20 protein-coding genes and 1 pseudogene are annotated in these 22647 nt (G+C 65.0%); 6 read left to right on the top strand and 15 right to left on the bottom strand.

The genetic code is table 11. The features are described from left to right. Nucleotides 1–13: 13 nt before the first annotated feature. The 10 genes from QX128_RS28385 to QX128_RS28340 form a co-directional block, all read right to left on the bottom strand. Nucleotides 14–649 (bottom strand): response regulator transcription factor, encoded by a 636-nt coding sequence (locus tag QX128_RS28385; protein WP_315717165.1) that lies wholly within the window; start codon nt 647–649, stop codon nt 14–16. Nucleotides 650–1110: 461 nt separating this feature from the next. Then, nucleotides 1111–1620, bottom strand: a complete 510-nt coding sequence (locus tag QX128_RS28380; protein WP_315800631.1) for a response regulator — start codon at nt 1618–1620, stop codon at nt 1111–1113. Nucleotides 1621–1816: 196 nt separating this feature from the next. Continuing rightward, on the bottom strand, nt 1817–2140 hold the full coding sequence (locus tag QX128_RS28375; protein ID WP_315800632.1) for a PilZ domain-containing protein: 324 nt from the start codon (nt 2138–2140) through the stop codon (nt 1817–1819). A 34-nt stretch (nt 2141–2174) separates the two neighbouring features. Next, on the bottom strand, nt 2175–3044 hold the full coding sequence (locus QX128_RS28370; RefSeq protein ID WP_315800633.1) for a protein-glutamate O-methyltransferase CheR: 870 nt from the start codon (nt 3042–3044) through the stop codon (nt 2175–2177). Between the two features lie 29 nt (nt 3045–3073). Continuing rightward, the gene (locus tag QX128_RS28365) at nt 3074–3463 is read right to left on the bottom strand and encodes a response regulator (protein WP_315716971.1); all 390 of its coding nucleotides are present in this window, start codon (nt 3461–3463) and stop codon (nt 3074–3076) included. Between the two features lie 30 nt (nt 3464–3493). Then, entirely contained in the window at nt 3494–3967 is a 474-nt protein-coding gene (locus QX128_RS28360) for a chemotaxis protein CheW (RefSeq protein ID WP_315800634.1), read from the bottom strand. A gap of 26 nt (nt 3968–3993) precedes the next feature. Then, nucleotides 3994–6768 carry a hybrid sensor histidine kinase/response regulator gene (locus QX128_RS28355; RefSeq protein WP_316237639.1) on the bottom strand — a complete coding sequence of 925 codons (2775 nt, stop codon included), beginning with the start codon at nt 6766–6768 and terminating at the stop codon, nt 3994–3996. 257 nt (nt 6769–7025) lie between these two features. Next, nucleotides 7026–7421: a flagellar biosynthesis repressor FlbT gene (gene flbT / locus QX128_RS28350; RefSeq protein ID WP_315716969.1), complete on the bottom strand. Its 396-nt coding sequence runs from the start codon at nt 7419–7421 to the stop codon at nt 7026–7028. A 216-nt stretch (nt 7422–7637) separates the two neighbouring features. Beyond that, entirely contained in the window at nt 7638–9185 is a 1548-nt protein-coding gene (locus tag QX128_RS28345) for a flagellin (RefSeq protein ID WP_316239160.1), read from the bottom strand. A 297-nt stretch (nt 9186–9482) separates the two neighbouring features. Next, nucleotides 9483–10232: a histidine kinase dimerization/phospho-acceptor domain-containing protein gene (locus QX128_RS28340; RefSeq protein ID WP_316239159.1), complete on the bottom strand. Its 750-nt coding sequence runs from the start codon at nt 10230–10232 to the stop codon at nt 9483–9485. A gap of 668 nt (nt 10233–10900) precedes the next feature. Between QX128_RS28340 and QX128_RS28335 the strand changes: the two genes are divergently transcribed. The 5 genes and pseudogenes from QX128_RS28335 to QX128_RS28315 all read left to right on the top strand — a co-directional run bounded on the left by QX128_RS28335 (nt 10901) and on the right by QX128_RS28315 (nt 15842). Continuing rightward, nucleotides 10901–11623, top strand: coding sequence for a Crp/Fnr family transcriptional regulator (locus QX128_RS28335; protein WP_315800638.1), 723 nt, complete (start codon nt 10901–10903; stop codon nt 11621–11623). A 237-nt stretch (nt 11624–11860) separates the two neighbouring features. After that, entirely contained in the window at nt 11861–12250 is a 390-nt protein-coding gene (locus QX128_RS28330) for a response regulator (protein ID WP_008968243.1), read from the top strand. A gap of 223 nt (nt 12251–12473) precedes the next feature. Further along, nucleotides 12474–12798 (top strand): annotated as a pseudogene (locus QX128_RS28325) (response regulator). Continuing rightward, entirely contained in the window at nt 12795–15350 is a 2556-nt protein-coding gene (locus QX128_RS28320; RefSeq protein ID WP_316239158.1) for a hybrid sensor histidine kinase/response regulator, read from the top strand. Before QX128_RS28325 ends, QX128_RS28320 begins: the two are co-directional and overlap by 4 nt. 246 nt (nt 15351–15596) lie before the next feature. Next, nucleotides 15597–15842: a hypothetical protein gene (locus tag QX128_RS28315; protein ID WP_006614403.1), complete on the top strand. Its 246-nt coding sequence runs from the start codon at nt 15597–15599 to the stop codon at nt 15840–15842. 128 nt (nt 15843–15970) lie between these two features. Here QX128_RS28315 and QX128_RS28310 read toward each other — a convergent pair whose 3' ends face one another. Continuing rightward, nucleotides 15971–16576: a helix-turn-helix transcriptional regulator gene (locus tag QX128_RS28310; RefSeq protein WP_315800640.1), complete on the bottom strand. Its 606-nt coding sequence runs from the start codon at nt 16574–16576 to the stop codon at nt 15971–15973. Nucleotides 16577–16890: 314 nt separating this feature from the next. On the opposite strand from QX128_RS28310, the gene QX128_RS28305 reads away from it, so the two are divergent. Next, a complete protein-coding gene (locus QX128_RS28305; RefSeq protein WP_315800641.1) occupies nt 16891–18042 on the top strand; it encodes a hypothetical protein in 1152 nt (383 codons plus the stop codon). 35 nt (nt 18043–18077) lie between these two features. Here the strand turns inward: QX128_RS28305 and ipdC are convergent, their stop codons facing one another. The 4 genes from ipdC to QX128_RS28285 form a co-directional block, all read right to left on the bottom strand. Continuing rightward, nucleotides 18078–19715, bottom strand: a complete 1638-nt coding sequence (ipdC, locus tag QX128_RS28300) for an indolepyruvate/phenylpyruvate decarboxylase (protein ID WP_315800642.1) — start codon at nt 19713–19715, stop codon at nt 18078–18080. A gap of 156 nt (nt 19716–19871) precedes the next feature. Next, the gene (locus QX128_RS28295; RefSeq protein ID WP_315800643.1) at nt 19872–20063 is read right to left on the bottom strand and encodes a hypothetical protein; all 192 of its coding nucleotides are present in this window, start codon (nt 20061–20063) and stop codon (nt 19872–19874) included. Nucleotides 20064–20204: 141 nt separating this feature from the next. After that, nucleotides 20205–21116: an acyl-CoA acyltransferase gene (locus tag QX128_RS28290; protein ID WP_315800644.1), complete on the bottom strand. Its 912-nt coding sequence runs from the start codon at nt 21114–21116 to the stop codon at nt 20205–20207. Between the two features lie 191 nt (nt 21117–21307). After that, on the bottom strand, nt 21308–22528 hold the full coding sequence (locus QX128_RS28285; RefSeq protein ID WP_315800920.1) for a hypothetical protein: 1221 nt from the start codon (nt 22526–22528) through the stop codon (nt 21308–21310). Nucleotides 22529–22647: the final 119 nt, after the last annotated feature.

Genomic DNA, 22647 nt, shown 5'->3' with positions numbered 1-22647 from the left:
CCCGGCCATCGGCTCAATTGGCGCGCGACGCCGTCATCACGATGCGGATCAGATCGGCCGCGTTGCGCGCGCCGAGCTTCTTCATGATGTTGGCGCGGTGATCCTCGATCGTGCGCGGGCTGATGCCCAGCGTGCGCCCCGCCTCCTTGTTCGAGGCCCCCGCCGTGAACTGTTCCAGGACCTCGCGCTCGCGCCGCGTCAGCGGCTCGCGGCCGGGGAAATGCAGCGAGCCGATCTTCGGCGAGGCATTCTCCTTCTGCCGCCGCGCGAACGCGCCAATCGCCTCGTTCAGACGGGCCACGATCTCACTGCCGCGGAACGGCTTCTCGATGAAGTCGAGCGCCCCGTTCTTGATCGCATTCACGGCCATCGGGATGTCGCCCTGGCCTGAGATCATGAAGATCGGAGCCGGATAGTCCTCGCCGTGCAATTCCCTGAGAATGTCGAGACCGGACTTTCCGGGGATGTGCACATCGAGCAGGATGCAGGCCGGTGTCCTGCTCCGCGCCACCGCCAGGAGCGCGGCGCCGTCCGCAAAACAGATCACTTCATACCCACCTGCCGACAAGACCATCGAGAGGGTGTCGCGCACGGCTGGGTCGTCATCGACGACAAAAATCTCACCGCGGGAAGTTGTTTGTTCGGCCATGGGCGATTGCTCTTGCAAAGGAGAAGAAACAATGAAAGCGCGTCTTATGATACCATACTCGTCGGGTGCTTTGGGCACCCGTATTTGTACGGTTTATGATCCTAACCCACAAGTAGTAGCTGCAGATCGGTGATCGCCTTCACGAGACCACGATCTGGACACGATCTCAAGGCAGTCGTCTCGAGCAGCATGCTGCCTTGCAAAACACATCAACGCCGACAGCATCATGATCGACATCAAACTCTGATCGCATCAGCGTTGCCGACGTGCACCACGCCGAACAGACATGCTCGGCGCCAGACGCGTGCACGGCTCTCTGTCCACGAAAATCTGCACGGCATTTGACACAAGACGTACAGGCGTCAGCCGGCCTTGCCCTCGTTTTGATCAGAGATCGGCGGGATTTGGACGTTGCACAGGATTGTGCACTCCGGACGGCGGCTTGCGCCGATGCGGCTCTCTCAGGACCGATGCTTCGCGGCAACACTTTCGGCTGCGACGCCGCCCCAGGTGTGAACCACGGGCAGGCCGAGCGCAGTCTTGCCGAGATTGGCCAGGCAGATGCGCAGCGCCGCCAGATCGACTGGCTTCGGCAGGCTCTGCAGGTCGATTCCGAGCGAGCGCGCGAACAGCCGGGCCTCAATTCGCTTGGCCGCGTCCATGCCGCTGATCACGATCACGGAACCGGCGAAGCGGGTATCTGCGATGACCTTGAGGACCTCGGTCCCGTCGCCGTCCTCGAGCATGAGATCGAGCGTGACGCAGTCAAAGCGCTTGTTGCGCACCTCGCGGATCGCATCGCTGCACGTGGCCGCGACCGTCACGGCGTGGCCGGCCTGCTTGGCCGCCAGCGCGATCAGCGTCCGCTGCGCGGCGTCGTCGTCGACGACCAAGAGCTGCAGCGCGCGCCGCTCGCCATCATCGGCGCGCTCCGACCGGCTGGATGCAAGTTCCGAACTCATGACCGGCATTGGCCGTCCCTGGAAATTTGACCGACGTCATTGTCATACACGTCCGACCCTGCGGCGACGTAAAGCGGCTCTCCGAAAAGCCGCCACCCGTCTTAGGACTTGCGCAGGACCCGGGCTGGCGCGTCTCTTCGTCGCTCCGCGCGCGGAAGCTTCTCAAGCAGCGGGCGAGCAATGCGCCGTGCCGCCGGAAGGCGAACTAGTTGACGGTCGCTTCCTGGCCGGCGGAGGCGTTGCCGCGCTTCTTCTTGTTCTTTCCCTTGATGAACTGGATGTCCATCTCGGAGCCGTTGACCCGGACCAGCTCGCAGCGGCGGTAGGCGAGCCCCGTCGAGGACAGCAGCAGAAAGAACTCCTTCAGGTTCAATCCCTGGATCGATCCTTCGACCGTCAGCACCGCGTCGTTGTCCGAGATGGCGTTGAGCTGGCAGTCCCTGCGCCAGGTCCCGTCGATGCCCATGATGCAGACATCGTAGCCGCGGCTGAAGGTGACGCGCTCCGTACCTTTGTTGTCGTCAGACATCTTCGCGTCCTGCTCTATTGGGCTGCCGAAACATCTAGTTGCCCGCGGCCGCGATCCTGGGCATTCCCGGAGCCGGCGCCTTCGCCGCGGAAACGATCCCGCTCGGGCGATACAGGCCACGCCGGTCCGTAAGGGGCTTGAACACGTCGGTGAGGCCGACGACGGTCTCCGCGGCGCCGAGAACGAGGAAGCCGTCCGGCTCCATCAACTTGGCGAGCCGGCCGAAAATGTTGATCTTGGTGTCCTGGTCGAAATAGATCAGCACGTTGCGGCAGAACACGACGTCGAACGTGCCGAGCTGGGAGAAGTCGTGCAGCAGATTGAGCTGGCGATGCTGGACCATGCCGCGCACGTCGGAATTGATCTGCCAGAGTTCGCCCGCCTGCTTGAAATATTTGACCAGAAGCTGGATCGGCAGCCCGCGCTGCACCTCGAACTGGCTGTAGAGACCCGCCTTGGACTTCTCGAGCACCTCCTGGGAGAGATCGGTGGCGATGATCTCGATGCGCCATCCACTGAGCGCAGATCCCATCTCCTTGAGCGACATCGCCAGCGAATACGGCTCCTGGCCGGTCGAGCAAGCGGCGCACCAGATCCGGATCGACTTGCGGTTGGCGCGCGCCTTGAGGAGCTCCGGCATGATCACGTCGCGAAAATGATCGAACGGGACCTTGTCGCGGAAGAAGAACGTCTCGTTGGTCGTCATCGCTTCGACGACCTGGCTGATCAAGGCGCTCGACCCGTCCTTCAGCTTCTGGACGAGATCGCTGATGCTGGCCAGGCCGGCCTTGCGCGCGAGCGGAAGCAGGCGGCTCTCGATCAGATATTGCTTGTCGGCAGACAGATCGAGACCCGATTTGTCTCGAAGCAGTTTGCGCAGGAACTCATAATCGGGCTGGTTCACGGGCGGCCTCTTCTGGGCAGACGAAGGGATCAGGCGGATTCGGCTGACAGCGCCTGGATGAGACCGACTTCCTGGAATTTGGCGGCGACGATTTCCTTGTCGAACGGCTTCATGATGTATTCGTTGGCGCCGGCGTTGAGCGCGCGCGAGATGTGATCGATGTCATTCTCGGTGGTGCAGAACACCACCTTCGGGCCTTCGCCGCCCGGCAGCCGGCGCAGGCGCCCGAGGAAATCATAACCGTCCATGACGGGCATGTTCCAGTCGAGCAGAATGGCGTCCGGCAGGCTCTTGGTGCAGATCTCGAGCGCCCGCTCGCCATCCTCCGCCTCGACGACGGAAAAGCCCAGCTCCTCCAGGATACGGCGTGCGATCTTGCGCACGACGCTGGAGTCATCCACGACCAGACAGCTCTTCATTGTTGTCTCCCCTATGGGACGGTTGACGGGCTAGGCAGCGATTGCTGCCTTCGGCAGGAGCTCGAGCACGCGATCGACGTCGAGAATGACCATCAGCTGGCCGTCGAGGCGGTGCACGCCGCCGGCGAATTTCGCCATGCGCGGGTCGAGGTTGACGGGGTTCTCCTCCCGGCCTTCCTCGGGCAGCCGCAGCACCTCGCCGATCTGGTCGATCAGGAGACCATAGGACTCGCCGCGCAGATCGACGCCGACCGCCATCGGCGGCTTGCCGTCCTCGGCGCGGGCAAGGCCGAGCCGCGCCCGCATGTCGACGACGGTCACGATGCGGCCGCGCAGGTTCAGGACGCCTGCGATCTCCGCCGATGACAGCGGCACCCGCGTCACCCGCTCCGGCATGAACACGTCCTGGACCCGGGAGATCGGCAGGCCGAACAGCTGGCCGCCGATCATCGCGGTGACGTATTCGACGGCGGCGCCCTCGGTGGTTTCGATCTTGCTGCTCATCGCACGCTACTCCTGTCCGCTTGCTGTCACGCGGCCCGCCGGTTGGCTTCGGCGCGGGCCCGTTCCTCGATCTGTTCCTTCAGCGCCGCGATCAGGCCGGGCCGGTCGAACTTGGCGATGTAGTCGTAGAGCCCGGCCTGGCGGCCGCGCTCGATCGCCGCCGGCGACACCAGCGACGACACCGCGATGACCGGCATCTGGTTCAGGTTCTGGTCGGCGCGGATCGCCTCGGTGAACTCGAAGCCGTTCATCTCCGGCATCTCGATGTCGGTGACGACGATGTCGAAGCTGTGCCCGGAGCGCAGCGTGGCCAGGCCCTCGAGCGCCGAGGCCGCGGTGCGCACCTTGTAGCCGGCCGACTTCAACACCGGCGCCAGCATGTTGCGGAAGAACGGGGAGTCATCGACCAGCAGCACCGACTGCGTCTGCGACTCGGTGGCCATCTCCTTGCGGATGAACCAGTCGGCGAACGCCATCGGCAGGAAGTGGCCGACGTCGATCACCTCGGTCGCCTGGCCCTTGATCACCGCCGAGCCGAGGATGCCGTCCTTGGCGCCGGAGACCTGGATGTTGAGCCGCTCCTCGACGATGTCGATGATCTCGTCGACCACAAGGCCCATCGCGCGGGTCTCGTCGGCGAACACCAGGATCGGCTGCGAGCCCGACGTCTGCACCGACACGCCTTCCATCTGCACCAAGGGCATCAGCTGGTCGCGGTACTGCACCATGTAGCGGCCGTTGGAGATCTCGATCTTGTCGGCCGCGATCTCCTCGAGCCGCGTGACCAGCGCCAGCGGCACCGCCTTGGGTTGCGCCGTCCCGGCCCGGAACACCAGGAGCGAGGTGAGCTGCTCGCCGCCGATGGCGTGATGCGCGGCGTGCTCGTCGGACACCGCCTGCGAGGCCGAGCCGGCGGCGCCGAGCGCTTTCGCAATGCCGTTCGGATCGATGATCATGATCACGGCGCCGTCGCCCAGGATGGTGTTGCCCGAGAACATGTCGATGTGACGCAGCTTGGTCGACATCGGCTTGACCACGATTTCCTCGGTGTGGAACACGCAGTCCACCACGATGCCGAAGGTCTGGTTGCCGACCTGCGTCACCACGATGAAGCCGTTCTCCGGATCGGTCGACGAGCCGTCGTCGATCTTCAGGAGCTTCTTCAGATGCATCAGCGGCAAGAGCTTGTTGCGCAGGCGCAGGACCGCGGTGTCCTTGATGCGCTCGATGCGGTGCTCGGAGTTGGCGCGCGCGCGCACCAGCTCGACGACCGACAATTGCGGGATCGCGAAGCGGTCGCCGCCGGCTTCGACGATCAGCGCCGAGACGATCGCGAGCGTCAGCGGGATCTTGATGGTGACCGAGGTGCCCTCGCCGACCACCGACTTGATGTCGATGGTGCCGCCGATCTGGTCGATGTTGGTGCGCACCACGTCCATGCCGACGCCGCGGCCCGAGACCGAGGTGACGGCGGCCGCGGTCGAGAAGCCCGGCTCGAAGATGAACTTGTGGATCTGCGCTTCCGTCATCTTCTCGAGCTCGGCCTCGGTGACGAGGCCGTTCGCCAGGGCCTTGGCCTTGATGCGCTCGGTGTTGAGGCCGCGGCCGTTGTCGGCGATGCAGATGATGATATGGCCGCCTTCATGATAGGCGGAGAGCCGGATCGTGCCCTGCTCGGCCTTGCCGGCCGCGGCGCGCTCGGCCATCGTCTCCAGGCCGTGATCGGCGGAGTTGCGCACCATGTGGGTGAGCGGGTCCTTGATCAGGTCGAGCACCTGGCGGTCGAGCTCGGTGTCGGCGCCGTGCATCTCGAGCTCGATCTGCTTGCCGAGTTCGGTCGCGAGGTCGCGGACGATGCGCGGCAGCTTCTGCCAGGCATTGCCGATCGGCTGCATGCGCGTCTTCATGACGCCCTCCTGCAGCTCGGCGGTGACGTTGGACAGCCGCTGCAGCGGCACCTTGAACTCGGTGTCCTCGTTGCGGCGGGCGATCTCGAGCAGCTGGTTGCGCGTCAGCACCAGCTCGGAGACCATCGTCATCAGATGTTCGAGCGTGTCGACGTTGACGCGGATCGACTGGTTGGCGACCTTGTCGTTCTCGTGCACCTCGCCGTCGGCATTGGCCTTCGGCCGCGCCGCCTTCTTCGGCTCGGCCTTCTCTGCTTCCGCCTTGGCAGGCCCGGCCTTGGCGACCGGCGCCGGGGCAGCGGGTTTGGGCTCAGGCGCCTTCTCATGCGCGGGCGGCATCTCGATCGCGGTCTCGCGGAAGGCGCGCTCCAGCTCGTCGAGCGACACTTCGCCCGGACGCAGCGGACGCTCCAGCGTCTGGTCGATCAGCGAGCCGTGCGTCACCGCGGGCTTGGGCGGCGGTTCGGGCGCCGCGGGCGCGAGCGGTGGCGCGGCCTCGCCGGCGGCCATGGCCGCCATGCCGCGCTCGACCATGGCTTCGAGCTCGCTGATGAGGTCGCGATCCTCGCCCTCCGGCTCGGCCTCGTTGGCCTCGAGCTGTCCCAGGATGTCCTTGATGCGGTCGATGGTGGTGAGGATCAGCGTCACGGCCTCGCCGGTGACCGGCATGCCGTCGCGGAATTTGCCCATCAGGGTTTCGGCGGCATGCGCCAGCGCCTCGAGCCGCGGCAGGCCGAGGAAACCGCAGGTCCCCTTGATCGTGTGCACCAGCCGGAAGATGTTATCGAGGATCTTGGCGTTGTTCGGCTCCTGCTCGAACCGCACCAATTGATTGTCGACGGTATCCAGGCTCTCGCTGGTCTCCGTCAGGAACTCACGCAACAGATCGTCCATGAAACTGGCCTTCCAAGAATTGGCGCCGCGGTCACGGGGCGACCGCTGATCCTGTCAGAGCGACGGTCGGTCCCGGCCTTCACCAGCAGCGCGGATCGATACCCGGCCCTCGCCGACTCGGCTGAACAGACTTTCGTCCAAGCCATCGTTAGGTGGGGCTTTTATCCGTCCCGTTAATTTTATCGTCCGTGCTAATACGGACGTAGCACCGACCTCTCAGGCTGAGGTGAGCCCGGCCCCTTTCCGCGGCCGGAATGTCAAGGCATCGCTTCTGCCGGCGCGACTGCGCGATCCTCTCGCTCGATCAGCGCCCTGATCTCCTTCAGCGCCTTGTACAGCGCTCCTTCCGTGACATGGCGATCCACCATCTCGGCTTGGCCGGCGGCTTCCGGAATCGCCCTGCGCAACTCGTTCATACAGGCGAGATAGGACGCGCGATAACGGATCGCGTCGTTCTTCAGATACATCGTCTGGACGCAGAGGTAGAGGCGCTTGGCCGGCGTATCGGCGGTCTCGGCGGTGACGGTGTCACGCTCGCGGAGGATAGGCGCGTCGCCTTCGACGATGAAGCGGGCGCGCGTGTTCGAATTCACGATGACACTGTCGCCGATCACGATGCGCTCGAAAGGCTTCAGCTCGACCCGCAGGGGCATGGCCCAGTCTCCTCTCAGAAGGCTCCTCTCGGGAGTCTCCTCTCGGGAGCGGCGTCGTCGGCAGGCTGCACTCGCGTCGACACGACGTTGCTCTCGTGCTCGCTGTCCGGCTGATCCGGCGCCGCAGCCGAGCGGCGTCAATTTGCGAATAGTCTAGAGCCGAAAACGGCGGGGCAAGCCCCGCCGCCTCCGATATTCGTGGGTGCCGTCCGCGCCTTAGCGCAGCAGCTGCAGCACGCTCGCCTGCGACTGGTTGGCGAGCGACAGCGCGGACACCGCGATCGACTGGCGGGTCGACAGCGCCTGGCTGTTGGCCGCTTCCTCGTTGGTGTCGGCCAGCGTCAGGTTCGACGAACCGGTCTGCAGCACGTTGATCAGGTTCTTGTTGAAGTCCTGACGAACCTGCACGACCGAGAGGTTCGAACCCAGCGTCGAGGCCTCGTTGCGCAGCGTCGAGCTCGCCGAGTTGAGCACGCCGATGACCTTGTTCGCCGAGTTGTTGTCGAGGAAGTCGGTGCCCGAGGTCAACGTCGAGAGGCCGAGGCCCGCCGAGTTGAACGTGACACCGGTGATCGACAGCGTCGACTTGCCGGTTTCGTTGAAGGTCAGCTTCAGCGTGTCGCCGTTCAGCAGGTTGATGCCGTTGAACGAGGCGTCAGCCGCGGTCGTGTTGATCTGCGCCAGCACGTTGTTGTACTGGGAGACCAGGCTCGCGCGCTGCGTCTGAGCAGTCGCGTCCGCCACCGGAGCCGCCGCCGTCAGGCCGTTGAAGGACTGGCTGGAAGCAGCCGCCGTACCACCGATCGCGCCGATCGTGGCCGAAGCCGCGTCGTTGGTCGTGGTGATCGAGATCTTGCCGGTGGACGAGTCAACGGTGGCCTGCAGGTTGTTGGCTGCGAGCTTGGCGTTGAGATCGTTCAGCGACTTGACCTGCCCTGTCCCCAGGCCGAACGTGATGCTGGTCGCCGTGCCACCTCCTGTGGCGCCGACCGTCAAGGTCTGACCCGACAAGCCGTCGCCGACGGCAGTCAGCCCGAGCTTGGCCAAGGTGCCGCTGCTGCCCGAGAGCGTCAATCCCGCCGCCGGCGGCGTCAGGGTGATCGCACCTGCGGTGATCGACGCCGTCACGCCGGTCTGGGTCTGGATCGCCGACAGCAGGTTGCTGACGCTGTCGCCGATGCCGATGTTCGTGCCGGTCGAGGACGTGCCGGTGACGAAGGTGAAGGTGGTGCCGTTGACGACCAGCGTCTCACCCGAGGTGATGCCGCTGGCGAGGTCGTTCGACGAGCTGCCCGACGTACCCGACAGCTTGGTCGAGCCGGTGATCGCCGCCGGAGTCGTGTTGTCGTTCTGCACGACCGAGCCGGTCACCGCCGTCGAGCTGGAGCCCAGCAGGTCGGTGGCGGTCGCGCCGGTCAGAGCTGCCGAGGTCACGCTCGACTTGGTGGAGTAGCCCACCGCGCTCTGCAGCACCTGGTTGGCGATCGACTTGGCGCTGTCGACGAGCTTCTGCAGCGAGGTGATGCCGGTGTTGGCGGCCTGCAGCACCTGCACGCCGTTGCCGATGCCGTCGAGCAGATTGGAGATGTCGGAAGCGCGGTTGTCGAGACCCTGGGCGGTGAAGAAGTTGGTCGGATTGTCGAGCGCCGAGTTGACCTTCTTGCCCGTGGAGAGGTTGTTCTGCGTGGTCGCGAGGAGCTGAGCCGTCGACTGGAGCGAGAGCAGGTTCTGGCGAACCGACGCAGAGAGTACGATACCTGACATTGTCATTCCCTTCTGGATGAACATGAGTAGACATCGCCGCACCGTTCTGTCGGCGATGGCGCAGACTGGTCCGCGGAATCCTACCCGTTCGTTAAATTGACTTCGGAACGGCCCCTCGGGGCGTCCGCTGCCGCCGTTAATGCTAATTGGCCGCTAATCAGCTCGATCAAATGCGCGCAGATCGCCGGAATTCGCGGTAAAATGGCGTGCAAACGCAGGCCTTGCGGCCGGCCCACGCCAATGCGCGGTGCGACCGTTAAGGCAGCGCTAACCAAGAGCTTGGGGAAGGGTGGCAGGTCAGGAGGGGGCGCGGTCGGCGCACGGGAGGACGATCTCGACGCTGGCGGCCGGGCCGTGCGGCTCCTTCAGCTCCAGTCGCCCATTCGAGCGCCTGACGAAGTCCTCGACCAGCCGGATCTCCGAGAATACCGCATCGGCTGGAGCCGCATCCGCCGCGCTCGCTGACGCCGTCAACACGATCTGCACGTCGGAGGAGTTGCCGCCGGCGCCCGAGCCGTCGGCCCTCATGCGCCTGGCCTGGATATCGATGCGGCCGCCATGCTCCAGTCGATGCCGCGCACCGATCGCAAGACACAGCAGTGCCGCCATCAGCTGACCCGGATCGGCGAAGACGGCCGGCACGTCCGCGCTCACCGATGTCGTCACCTCGACCCCGGTGCCCAATGTCGGACGAAGCAGGCGAGCGACGTCGACCAGGAGCTCGTTCAACTCCACCGCACATGGCTGCGGCGGCCGGCCCCTTGCGAACGACAGAAGCTGCGACGTCAATCGAGCGCCCCGGGTCGCAGCCTCGTCGATCAGACGCGCGACGGCCGCCAGTTCGGGCTTGTCCTCGACCGCCTCGGCGAGGATGTCGATGGTCCCCGTGATCACGGTCAGAATGTTGTTGAAGTCGTGCAGCAGGCCACCGGCAACCTGACCGACGATGGCCATCCCTGGATGGATGTCGGGCGTCGCTGCAGCCGGAATGTCTGCGCTCGGGCTCGGCAGCGACTGATTGGACCGCTGGTAGGTGGAAGAAGCCATGAATCCTGCAATACCTGTTTGGGGGGGAGGACGGCGGGGCTATCGGAACGCAAATGAACGGACGCCGCTGCAATGTTCAGCTTCGTCTTGACGCTCAGCCTTGGCGCTCAGTCTCATCGCTGACCATCGATCGCGCCCCGGCTGGATGCAGCATCAGTCGGACTCCTGCTCCTGCCATGACGACAACCTCGTCACCGCCAGTCGCAGGACACCGGCCGATGCCTCCACTCGCGACGAGAGTTGCATCCGACAGAAAAAGATCCGTCAACGAATCAGCGCGCTTATTAGCGATTTTGGCTTCAAGATGTCCGCTGTCAATTGCGGCGCTTGCTACGTGGTGCCGTGCCCGGCGGAGCTGCGGCGCCCGGAGCAACGAGACATTCGCCGCAAGCGTGCTGCGCTGCCTTCACGAGCCGAGCGGGGGCCGATGCGTGCCGACTGTATACAACCGCGCGCGGTCAGACCAGCACATCGCACACACGTTGATGGCTTGAATCCGCAACGCGCATTCGCGCCCGTCTGCACGACAACGCACACAGCAGGAGCGAATGGTCTTTACTGGGAATATTACCCGCGATTCTTCTTGTCAGCGGATGGGACGCAGTTCTATGGAACCATGAGGGCATTGAGATCTGCGAGGCTTCGTTACTGCAATGCAGGAGATGGCTTTGGACCCCAGCTTGCGTTCTCCGAACGGCTTCCTGTCGTCGCTGTCCGACGATGATTTCGAGCTGATCCGACCCTATCTGCGGACCGTGGATCTGGTGCAAGACTCCGTTCTCGCCGAGGTCGGCGAAAAGCTGACACGCATCTACTTCCCCCATCGCGGTGTCATCTCGCTGGTCGTGAACCTCGCGCGCGGAGAGCGCGTTCAGGTGGCCATGATCGGTCGCGATAGTCTCTTCGGAAGCATGTCCCTGCTCGCAGGCAGCGATCCGGTGGTGCTGAACAGCGCGGCGGTCCTCGTTCCCGGTGCTGCATCGGTCGTCGACATCGACAGGGTCCGGGCAGCCGCCGAACAGAGCCCCTCGTTTCGCGCGCTGATGTTGCGCCACGCACTCGCCATATACGTGCAGTGTCAGCAGACCGCCGGTTGCAACGCCGCCCACACCGTCGAGTCGCGTCTCGCCCGTTGCCTGCTGCAGACGCATGACCTTTCAGGCGGCAACAAGCTCTACATCACCCAGGAGTCCCTGGCGCAGATGATCGGTGCCCGTCGCAACAGCGTCTCGCTGGTGGCGAGCACGCTGCAGCAGGCCGACTTCATCCACTATAGCCGCGGCCATATCGAGATCATCGATCTGGACGGGCTGAAGAGGACGGCGTGTGAGTGCTACGGCGCCGTGAAGGCCCACTACGAGAATCTGGTCCGGCCACGCAGCCTGCCGTAGGCAGGCGTCGTTCCGGCCGTCGCGCGCCGGCGCCTCGCCGAACGCCCTTGCCTCCGTACAACTACGGCCCATCGCATGATCCCCATCACCGATGCGGACGGAATTAACGCGCTGTTCAACGGGCGCTGATAATTGTCGACGTGCTGACGAGCGCGAGTTCCAAGAAGCGTCGAATAATCTTCGTGCTGATATATCTCGCCCGTGTTCGGCTTTTGACCAGACGCGCGGAGTAATGACATGGCCTTTGATCTGTCGATGCCGATCCTGGTGGTCGATGACTACGCCACTATGATCCGGATCATCCGCAACCTGCTGAAGCAGCTCGGATTCGAGAACGTCGACGACGCCAGCGACGGATCGGCCGCGCTCTCCAAGATGCAGGCCAAGAAGTATGGCCTCGTGATCTCCGACTGGAACATGGAGCCGATGACCGGCTACGACCTGCTGCGCGAGGTGCGTGCCAGCCCGGAACTGTCGAAGACCCCGTTCATCATGATCACGGCCGAGTCGAAGACCGAGAACGTCATCGCCGCCAAGAAGGCCGGCGTGAGCAACTACATCGTCAAGCCGTTCAATGCTGCGACGCTCAAGACCAAGATGGAAGCCGTGTTCGGCCCGGCCGAATAGCCGAACTCCCTTTGAATGCCCTGCGCGGCGGCCGGACCGGTGTCCGGCCGCTTTCTCTTTGGCTGACGAACTCCGCGCGGTTGACGTCGGTAGGACGCATACATCGCCGCCCTCTCCCCGTAGTCGTACGGAAACCAAAATTTACGAGGGGGTCAGAGCCGGCCGATAGACGTAATCCTGCTTGCCGATGACCATGTCAGGGTGGCAACGGGACAGGGAATTCATGCGCAACGAACTCCTCGTGATCGAAGATGCCGCCGTGCATCTTTCCATCTTGCGAAAGATTGCAGCCCAGGCCGGCCTCGCCACGACGGGCGTGAGCTCGGTCGACGCCGCCTCGCTCGTCCTGCACAAGAGGGACTTCGACTGCGTCACGCCTTACCCCTCCCTGGGCGACCGCTCCGGCACCGAGGGTTCTCGAGCTCGACATAGCTCCCCCCTTCTCGACGCCGATCGGCCTGATGCGGTTCCGGCAAGCTCTCAAGCAGATCGCGCAGGAGACCGATCGCCGGCGGCTTTCAGAGCGGCAGGCTGGTAGCAGGCGATGAGCAAAAAGAAGCGCTTTCTGGGAGCGCCTGCAGCGATCGCGCTGATCCTCATCTGCGTCATTGCCGGCAGCAACCTCTTCTTCCTCACCAACCTGCGCGAGAACGCGCTTCAGCACGCCGAGGAAGATCTCAGCCGCCATAGCCTCACGCTGGCGGAGAACGCCGACCGTTCGGTGAAGTCCGTCGACCTCGTGCTCACGAGCGTGCGCGATTACCTCGTGCGCGGCGGCGCTATCGACGCTGCGACGTATCGCAATGTCGCGTCAGACCATCAGACCCACCTCCTGCTCAAGGAGAAAATCGCGGGACTGCCGCAGATCGATGCGGTGACGCTGATCGACGCACAAGGCAGGCTCCTGAACTTCTCGCGCTACTGGCCGATCCCGGACGTCAACATCGCCGACCGCGACTACTTCAAGGCGCTGAAGGCCGACCCTGCGCTGCAGACGTTCCTCAGCACACCGGTTCAGAACCGCGGCGACGGCACCTGGAACATCTATTTTGCCCGCCGGCTCGACGATTCCAATGGCAAGTTCATGGGCATGATGCTCGGCGCCATGTCCGTGCCCTATCTGGAGAACTTCTTCGGCTCCACCGCGCAGGGTCTCGATGCCGCGGTATCGCTGGTCCGCGAGGACGGTACGCTGCTCGCGCATTTTCCGCCCACGAGCGAGATCGGCAAGCCGACCTCCGGCTTCGGTCAGCGCGCGCTGTCGGCCGGCGGCGTGCTGCGCGAGCCCTCCGCACGAACCGGCGAGATGCGCCTGCGGGCCGCAAAGATGCTGCCCAACTATCCCGCGATGATCGTGGTGTCGGTATTCGAGCACGACGTCCTGAAGGCCTGGCGTGACATGGCGACGCTTCTGGTCATCGTGTCGCTGGTGAGCGCGATGGCCGTGCTCGCGGCCGCGGTCCTGATCTCCCGCTGGTGGGAACGCCACGAGCACCTGATCGAGGCCGCCGAGGCCGCGAACGCGGCGAAGTCCACCTTCGTCGCCATGATGAGCCACGAGATCCGCACGCCGATGAACGCGGTGCTCGGCCTCGCCACGACGCTGCTGGAAACCAATCTCGATCCCGAGCAGCGCCGCTCGGTGGTGGCGATCCACAATGCCGGCGACAATCTGCTCGAGATCCTCAACGACATTCTCGACTTCTCCAAGCTCGAATCCGGCCAGCTCTCGCTCGAGGACATCGCCTTCTCCGCCGAGGCCCTGGTCCACAACACGCTCAGCATCATCGGGCCGCGGGCTTCCGCCAAGGACCTGAAGCTGAGGAGCGTCGGCGACCCATCCGTGCCGCCGGCGCTGGTCGGCGACGCCGGCCGCATTCGCCAGATCCTGCTCAACCTGGTTTCCAACGCGGTCAAGTTCACCTCGTCCGGCGAAGTGGTCGTCACGACGCACTGCATCGAGCAGGATGACGAGAAGGCGACCGTGGAATGGACGGTGACCGATACCGGAATCGGCATTGCCGCCGACAAGATCAGCTCGCTGTTCGCGAACTTCGTCCAGGCCGACAATTCGATCAGCCGCCGGTTCGGCGGCTCCGGACTCGGACTCGCGATCTGCAAGCGACTGATCGAGCAGATGGGGGGTGACATCAAGGTCACCTCGACGCTGGGCAGCGGATCCACGTTCTCGTTCCGCCTGACGCTGCCGATTGCCGAGACCGTCGCGGTGCCAGAGCAGAACGACGACGGCATCTACGCCTCGCTGCAGAACCGGATCGCGGCGTTCGGCCGGCCGCTGCGCGTCCTCGTGGTCGACGACAATCCGACCAACCGCCTGGTTGCGACCAAGATGCTCAAGGATTTCGACATCCAGACCGACACGGCCTGCGACGGCGCCGAGGCCGTCACCGCCGCCAGCCGCTTCAACTACGACCTGATCCTGATGGACGTCCGCATGCCGGAGATGGACGGCTTCCAGGCGACCCGGACCATTCGCGCGCGAGGCGAGCGCCGCTCCAACGTGCCGATCATCGCCTTCACGGCGAACGCCTTCATGGAGGATATCCGAGCCTGCCGGGAAGCCGGGATGAACGACTTCGTCGTCAAGCCGGCCCGCAAGAAAGCGCTCGTGGAGGCGATCCTGCGCGTGCTGCCCCTGCCCGTTCCGGTGCCGGTGCCGGAAACCGCGGCGTCGGACGCCCCGCTGGTGCCGGCTCAGCCGGATGCCGCGGCCGCCGACGTTGCCGCCGACACCGAAATTGCTCCCGAAGCTGCGCTGGACCGCGAAGCCTATGCCGAGCTGGTCGGCGAGATCGGCGACGAGGCAGCACAGGAGATCCGCGACGTGTTCTTCAGCGAAACGGATGCGCGGCTGAAGCAGCTCCGCCAGCTGACGCTCGACGGCGAGCGCATCAAGATCGGCCGCGAGGCGCACTCGCTGAAGAGCGCAGCCGGCACCTTCGGGTACCGCCGGCTCGCAACCTACGCACTCGCGCTCGAGAAGAGCGCGCCGCGCCTGTCCGCCAGGGAGTATGCCGAGCTGCTCGACAACATCGAGGCCGCCTACGCCGCCGCCCGCGCCCAGGAGCTGCAATATTGAAGCGGGGAGGCCGCAGGCCTCCATGGCGCATGCCGATCGGCGCGACGTCCCCGTACGGCGCACCGCGGCGACGAGGACGGGCTCGGACGATCGAGATGGCAAACGAGACGTTCACGACGCGGATTCGCCGAACCTGATCTTCATATTCCCTTACAATGGGTTGACGCCGTACTTCTACGGCTCACGATTTTCACAATCAACTAATCATGAGCTGCCAGACTTGGGGTCACATAGGAGATGTGTCCCATGTTTACTTTTGAAACCGCCGACCAGAAGGAAGTCAGGCGTTTCCGAATTGCGCAGTTCAACGGCCGGACCGCGACCGTGAAATCCGGCGGATCCACGATCACCGGCCACGTCCGTTCAGTCATGGAAAAGGAAGCGAGCGTCCCGCCGCGCTGGACCATTACGATTGTGCCGACGCCGCCCAAAGCCCAAGCGCCGCTGCGACCGACCTCCCGGGTTCGCCCCTTCGCCGAGGATTATTTCTGACAGCACGGACGTCCGCGTCCGCAATCAGCGCGTTCGACCGAGCCGGTCGGACGCCAATTGTCGTTGTCTGCGTTGCGGGGGCACCGCGGGGTGGAAGGCGCGAGCGCGGCATTCGCGCTCGTCCGTCGTCATCCGATCTGGTTGAGGAGTGCTGCGCGGACGAGTTCGGCGGTGTTGCGCGCGCCGACCTTGCGCATGGCTTCGGCGCGATGGCTCTCGAAGGTGCGGGGGCTGATGCCCATGCGCAAGGCGCCCTCCTTGTTCGAATGGCCTTCGCTGATCAGCTTGAGGACCTCGTGTTCGCGCGGGGTCAGCGACTTGCTGGCCCGGCCGGGCGGTCGCGCGGACGCCGCGCCCTGCTCGTGAGCCGGCACCGCCCGCGACAACGGTCCGAACTGCCCGTGCGCGCCGGACATCTGGTTGACCAGGGCGCAGACCCGCTCGGTCTGTAGCAGCGCATTGTCGACGACCACCTGGACATGCCGGCGCTCGCCGGGCGTCCTGGCAATCTCGTCACTGCGCTGCTTGATCTCCTCCATGTAGAGCATCAGCGCGGTCAGCGAACCGTTCAGTTGACGAGCCAAGGCGAGCGTGCCCCGGTCGTCCTGCTGTCCCACCGCAAGCGGGGCCGGGGCGCGCAACCGGGGCGCCGGGAGGCCCGGGTCGTTAACCTCCAGGCCGCCGGGAGCAGGTGCGACGTGATCGTCGGATAGGCTGTTGTTCAGCTGTGCCATGCCTCATTCTGGCGCCACAGCGACTTTAACATGGTTAATTCTGCCGCCCGTAGCAATACGGGCTTCTCCGGCAACTCGCGCAACCGTCGATACTTTCTCCCGAAAGTTGCAAGCCGAAATAGTTAAGCCGGTGCGCGATGCCGGGCTTCGGAAGACCGTCCCCGGCGTGCGCGGCGGCGCCTGTCCAAGACGCCGCGCATTCCTACGATTGTTTACTGACATTAATTTCGCACCAACTGTTTCGTGCTTCCATGCGTTCCGTGCCCGTCCGTGGAGACGAGCGACCTTGACATGTAGCTGACAGCCTGACGCCAATGGGACCGGTCGACCGGATCTGGGAATTCCTGCAGCGGTTGTCACCGCTGACACGAAGCTGTCTGCTCAGCGAGCTCGAACGGCTGGAGCTGAGCGGCGTCGACATGCCGGGATCCGCCGACCTCCAGGCGCGGCTGCGCGCCGAGATCCGCAACAACAACGGCGCCGGCGGCCACCGCACCATCAATCCGTCGCGCTACTTCTTCATGCCGGTCGAGCAGCTTCTCATCGACGGATCGCCGGAGCATGCCAATGAGGGCCGCATTGCCCGCGGCTCCCTCACGCCGATCTGGGAATGGATCTCGCGCGATCTGCTGCCGACCATGGCGCGCGACTACAACGCACAGATGAAGGACCTCATCGCCGCGGACAAGCAGCGCGAGATCCGCCAGACGGCGAGCGCGTTCCAGACCAAGGTGACGAAGTCGCTGGAAGGCACGCTGGCGCGCGCCGAAGGCATCGAGCAGGTCCGCAGCAAGCTGAAGGCCTATACGGCATCGCCGTCGGTGTTCGACGACGTCGTGAAGCTGATGAAGGCGCTGCGCGCCCGTGAGGAACTTGCAAAGTTCGCCGATTCGTTGCCGGACCGGATCGCGGAGTTCGACGATCCGCAGGTGAAGAAGATGGTGCTGCTGCTCGATGCGCTGCGCAAGAAGCAGCCGGAAGCCGTGCCCTTTGCGTTGACGCTCGTCGCCAAGCGTCTGAAGGAGCCGTGGCAGGTGATGCGGCTGGCGACGAAGGCGGCGCGTTCGAAGAACATCGCCGACGTCATCGCGGCACCCTACGCGATGACCGTGCCGATGGTGCTCGACCAGCTGGAGGACAAGCGGCTCGCGCTCCGGATCGCGCTGAAGAACAACCGCGTCGTGACCGCCAAGGAAATCCTGACCAGCATCTATGACATCGAATATGCGATCCAGGTCCGCATCGATCGCATCGAGGACTCGGACTGGGGGACGCGCCTGAACGCCATCATGGCCAATACCGACAAGATGGTACAGGCCGAGGTCAAGCGCTTCCCCGAAGAGGTCGGACACGTGCTCGGCTCGAACAGGCTGCGCAGCCATCGCACGTTCGGCGGCCGCCTCACCTATTTCGCCTGGAAGGGCCGCGATGCGATCAAGACGGTGCTGCGGTCGGCAACCGGTTGACGGCCGCGCGTTCGAAGCGGCCCCTGGACCGATCCTCAGCCCTGCGCCATACGCTCCCGCGCCGACTTGAAGCCCGCCACGAAGCGCGCCAGCGTGTCCGAGGTCTTGCCGCGCGGCAGCATCACTTCGATCAGCGAGAACCGTCCCCGACGATGCACCGCGCGCTCCAGCGCGGCGACCAGTTCGCCGCGGGTGGCGACGCGCTCGCCCGTGCCGCCGATGGAATTGGCGATGTCGGCATAGTGCCAGTCGTCGAGATCGTTGAACCGCGACTCCGGCTGGAACACGCGCAGCATCTCCCAGCTGCAATTGTTGAACAGCACGACGATCGGATCGAGGCCGTAGCGGCGGCAATTGCCGAGCTCCCATCCGGTCATCTGGAACGCGCCGTCGCCGACCAGGATCAGCGGACGAAGCCCGGTCGCGGCCACGCCGATGCCGGCCGGCACGCCGAAGCCCATCCCGGCGTAGTAGCCCGGCGCTGCCAGCGCCGTGTTGTCGATCTCCATCGCCGTGAACAGGCAGTCGCCGATATCGGAGGTCATCGGCATCCGGCCATGGCGATCGAACATGTCGTTGATCGCGGTCGCGATGTCCGAAGGCGCGATCGGCGCGCCATCGGCAGCCAGGCCACGCGGATACGCCGAGCGCTGCCGCGGCAGACCGGGAGCCGCAGCCTGCGGTGCCGCGCGCTCGTCCAGCGCATCGATCAGATCGCCGAGCGGCATGTCGCGATAGGTGTGATGGCCGATCTGGACCTCGCGGCTGGCGGCCAGGATCATGCGGCGCGGGTCCGGCGCCCGGTTCGACAGCGCGAAATTGGTGTCCGAGAGGATGACGCCGAGCATAAGCACAAGATCGGCATTCTCGACCAGCTCCGTGATCGCCGGATTGCCCGCGGCGCCGAGATAGGTGCCGGCGACGACATCGTCGGCCCTGTCGAGCAGGCCGCGACCCATGAAGGTCGTCACGAGCGGCAGGCGGAGCTTGCGCGCCAGCGCGGCGATCCTGTCCTCGACGCCGTAGCGGCGGATTTCGACGTCGACGACGATCACGGGACGCTCTGCCTGCGCGATGCGGGCGAGGATCTCCTCGACGCACTCGTCGAGCGCCTCGCGGCTGGCCCGCCGTGGCGGCAGCGGCGCCACCGGCTCGACCTCGGCATCGACCATGTCGCGCGGAAATTCGAGATACACCGGCAGCGACATCTCCTTGGCGCTGCGCAGCACGCGCGCGATCTGCGCCGGCGCCGTGGCCGGATCGCTCAGCACCGCCTGATCGCAGGTGATCTCCTTGAACACCGCGAGCTGCGTGTCGACGGTGCGGGCCTGATGATGCAGCAGGAAGCCGGAGACGCGCTCACGCGCACCGGGCGCGCCCGCGATCACCACGACCGGCGAGCGTTCGGCATAGGCGCCGGCGACCGCGTTCACGACGTTGAAGGCGCCGGCGCCATAGGTGACGACGGCGACGCCGAGGCCGCCATGATAGCGCGCCGCCGCATCCGCCGCGAAGCCGACCGCCGGCTCATGGCTCAGCGTGACGCTCGGCAGGATGTTGCTCTCCTCGATGACCTTAAACAGCGGCAGCACGAAGTCGCCGGGAATGCCGAAGATCTCGCGGGCGCCGTGGTCCTTCAGGGCGGCAAGCAGCGCATGGGCAAGAGCAGGCATCCGGATCCCCTGAGCGTAGCGTGACGTTCAGCCGGTGCTACACGATGAGGGCCGGACTGCCAACCACCGGCCGCTCGGTCGGCGAGCCATGCCGTCCGGATCGCCTCGTCCAAACTTCATGAGGGAGCGCCAAGGCCCAAGCTCACCCGCGCCGCATCAGTTCGCCGTCAGCAGCAGGGCCTGGGCGGAGGGTGCGCCGCCATGCGGCATGGCAAGCGTAACCGTGAACAGGATGGCGACTGTCATGATCATGCAGAGCTTCATCATGACCGTCCTGCGATCGGTGATCGGCAGGAACAGGAAGAACAGCAGCATCGCCGCCAGCGCGAGTTCGAAAACGTAAGACATGGATGACCTCCTCCGTTGCCAGGAGGATGGCGCATGCCGGAAGCCCAGACTGTGCGTGCCGTCACATCGGTCCCATGGTCCACGCGAGCCAGTATCCCGGCCTCCGCAGCGGGACCGCGCAAACCAATCGATTGCCACCTCTCAGCCGTCGAACAGCGCGGCCTCGGTAAAGGCGAGATCGCCGAGACGCGGCGGATGCGGCCCTTTGGCGTATTTGCGTCCGCGCTTGTCCGAGTACCAGCCGGCCAGCCCTGCGATGGGCGCATTGGCATCGAGCCGCACCAGCAGGCCGCCGCGCCGCAGCAGCAGCCAGCCGATGTTGCCTGCCAGCCGCACGAGGTCGGCGACATCCCGGCAATACAGCAGGCGATACACCGGCAGCGCATTCATCACCCGGTGCTTCTGAAACACGAACGGATACGCCGCATCGGCCGCACGCGCGACGAGACTGAGACATCCCCACTCCGCATGCTGCCGCAACAGCTCGGCCTCGTCGGGAGACAGCCCGTGCAGATTGTCCGCGGAGAATTCATCGACACGGACATCCGGGCGCGGTCGTGACAGCGCCAGCGCGGCATAGACCTGTCCCTTGCAGTAGACCGAAAAGCCCTGAGCCTCGACCTGCGGCCAGGTGTGCGGGGCCGGCGTGATGTTGAAATAGGTCACCGTCTTGTCGCGCGTCGCCGCGCGCACCAGCATCGAGCTGAAGGCACGGAACGCCGGCTCGACATACCAGCTCGAGACATTGGCCCTGACGATCGGCTCACCGCCGATGCGGAGCGCGGAGAACAGCAGCAGGATGACGCCGACGGGGACCCCGCCATGGTCGAGACAATAGCCGAACGCCGGATAGCCGGCCGGCCGCGGGCGCGCCGCGTGGCGTTCGAGTCCGCGCAACCAATAGGCCTCACTGCGAAAGGCGAAGCCGCGCGTCAGCAGTGCGGCGACCGCCGGCAGATCCGCCGCGCCGATCTCCCGGATGCGAACGCCGGTCACGGCCCGCGCGGGCGCCGGCCTGTCGTTTGCAATCTCAGCTTTTTTGATTGGCTGCATTCCAGCATCACCCGAGAGAGGTCCAGCACACCGTCGCGTGGCGGGATCGTCATGGCGGCAATTATCGTAAAAGGCTTTGGCGGCAGTGAACCACGTCTTGCTGGCCTTACTTTTCAGTTAATGGAATGCGCGAGCCATACCCGTCACGCTTCGATCAGCGTCGACATGATCGTCGCGAACGGCGCTGCCGCTCACGGCCGCGGGATGCGAAACATGTAGGTTTCATCGGCATTGAGACCGTCGACGAAGAAGCGGCCGGGCTTCGCCTCGATCCGGCGCCGCAAGCCATCCCAGCCCCAGACCTCAAGGCTGCGCGTCCATGTCGGCAGGTCGAGCTCGACCGCGCGCCCCGGCTGGTCGGTCCAGCCGGCAATGTTCTGCCACACGATCAGATCGGCGTCGGCTCCGCGCAGCGTGTACAGCGCCAGCCGCCGGTCGATGGACACGATCTTCATGTGGCCGGCGAGCTGCAGCACCGTCTTCACCACGAGGCTGCGCGCCTCCGGGGTCCAGGGATCCTTGCCCGTCGCCATCGCATAGGCCAGGCCGTCGACATCGGGCGTGTCGCCAAGATTCCACGGAAACGCCAGCACGGATACCGGCGAGCGGCCGTCCTTGCCGACCACCGCGAGCTGGTCCCAGATCGCATTGAGAAACAATCTCGCCGCGTCCGGCTCGCTGTCCCACGCGCCGGCGCGCGCGACGTTGAACTCGGTGGCGTAGAAGTTGATGTCGCGGCTCAGCCCCATCGCCCGCTTGATGCGGTCGAAGCAGGTCTGCACCGAGAACTCGCGGCCGTGGGTCATCGGATACCATTTGTCATTGTAGTAGGTATGCAGGTCGATGCCGTCGAGACGGCCGTCCTCAAGCAGATCGGCGATCGCCGGACCGTAGCCGCGCAACGTCGCATCGCCATGCGAGTTGCAGGTGGCGAAGCCTCCGGGAACCACCCGCAGCTTGGGGTCGACGCTGTGAACACCGTCGGCAAGTCCGGCCAGCGCGTCGTGATAGTCCTGGCGCGGGATCGTGGCCTGCACATCGGGCTCGTTGATTGCGGTGAAGACCGTAGCACCCCAATCGGGAATACCGTTTTCGCGGCCCCAAGCGCCACCGGGACGGAAACGTCTTGCCATCGCCTGCCCAGCCGCGAACCAGTCCTGATAGGACCCGATCGGCTGCGGTGGATCGAGGCTCTGATAGCTGCCTTCATACTCCAGCAGGATCAGCGGCATGATACCGTTCTTGTGCGCTTCCAGCATGGCGGCATCGAAATCGTGCGGTGTCGGCAGCCGCGCCAGCGTCCGCCAGCCATAGGAGTCCATTCGCCCCATCCTGGCACCAACGCCGTGCAGCGCCTGATAGATCTGCTTGCTCCTGCCGGCCAGATGCGTGACCAGATTGCCGCCGCCGATGCGCTCGTCGATCCGCAGTGCCGAGGCGTTCGTTTCGCCGGCGCGGACAGCGCTCGGCCATGGCGACGTGAAAAACGTTAAAAGGGCTGTGCTAATGACCAGCAGATTGGAACGAAGTC

It is taken from the genome of Bradyrhizobium sp. SZCCHNR1015 (assembly GCF_032489875.1).
Lineage (GTDB): Bacteria > Pseudomonadota > Alphaproteobacteria > Rhizobiales > Xanthobacteraceae > Bradyrhizobium.
Note: the sequence above shows the minus strand (reverse complement) of the source record. Positions and strands in the feature narration are given on the sequence as shown.

Excerpts from the sequence above, each read along its gene's own strand:
- QX128_RS28290 (WP_315800644.1), bottom strand. The coding sequence starts at position 21,116 with ATGCAGCCAATCAAAAAAGCTGAGATTGCAAACGACAGGCCGGCGCCC.
- QX128_RS28345 (WP_316239160.1), bottom strand. The coding sequence starts at position 9,185 with ATGTCAGGTATCGTACTCTCTGCGTCGGTTCGCCAGAACCTGCTCTCG.
- QX128_RS28315 (WP_006614403.1), top strand. The coding sequence starts at position 15,597 with ATGTTTACTTTTGAAACCGCCGACCAGAAGGAAGTCAGGCGTTTCCGA.
- QX128_RS28340 (WP_316239159.1), bottom strand. The coding sequence starts at position 10,232 with ATGGCTTCTTCCACCTACCAGCGGTCCAATCAGTCGCTGCCGAGCCCG.
- QX128_RS28375 (WP_315800632.1), bottom strand. The coding sequence starts at position 2,140 with ATGTCTGACGACAACAAAGGTACGGAGCGCGTCACCTTCAGCCGCGGC.
- QX128_RS28295 (WP_315800643.1), bottom strand. The coding sequence starts at position 20,063 with ATGTCTTACGTTTTCGAACTCGCGCTGGCGGCGATGCTGCTGTTCTTC.
- QX128_RS28360 (WP_315800634.1), bottom strand. The coding sequence starts at position 3,967 with ATGAGCAGCAAGATCGAAACCACCGAGGGCGCCGCCGTCGAATACGTC.
- QX128_RS28365 (WP_315716971.1), bottom strand. The coding sequence starts at position 3,463 with ATGAAGAGCTGTCTGGTCGTGGATGACTCCAGCGTCGTGCGCAAGATC.
- QX128_RS28320 (WP_316239158.1), top strand. The coding sequence starts at position 12,795 with ATGAGCAAAAAGAAGCGCTTTCTGGGAGCGCCTGCAGCGATCGCGCTG.
- QX128_RS28355 (WP_316237639.1), bottom strand. The coding sequence starts at position 6,768 with ATGGACGATCTGTTGCGTGAGTTCCTGACGGAGACCAGCGAGAGCCTG.
- QX128_RS28385 (WP_315717165.1), bottom strand. The coding sequence starts at position 649 with ATGGCCGAACAAACAACTTCCCGCGGTGAGATTTTTGTCGTCGATGAC.
- flbT (WP_315716969.1), bottom strand. The coding sequence starts at position 7,421 with ATGCCCCTGCGGGTCGAGCTGAAGCCTTTCGAGCGCATCGTGATCGGC.
- QX128_RS28305 (WP_315800641.1), top strand. The coding sequence starts at position 16,891 with ATGGGACCGGTCGACCGGATCTGGGAATTCCTGCAGCGGTTGTCACCG.
- QX128_RS28330 (WP_008968243.1), top strand. The coding sequence starts at position 11,861 with ATGGCCTTTGATCTGTCGATGCCGATCCTGGTGGTCGATGACTACGCC.
- QX128_RS28310 (WP_315800640.1), bottom strand. The coding sequence starts at position 16,576 with ATGGCACAGCTGAACAACAGCCTATCCGACGATCACGTCGCACCTGCT.
- ipdC (WP_315800642.1), bottom strand. The coding sequence starts at position 19,715 with ATGCCTGCTCTTGCCCATGCGCTGCTTGCCGCCCTGAAGGACCACGGC.
- QX128_RS28380 (WP_315800631.1), bottom strand. The coding sequence starts at position 1,620 with ATGCCGGTCATGAGTTCGGAACTTGCATCCAGCCGGTCGGAGCGCGCC.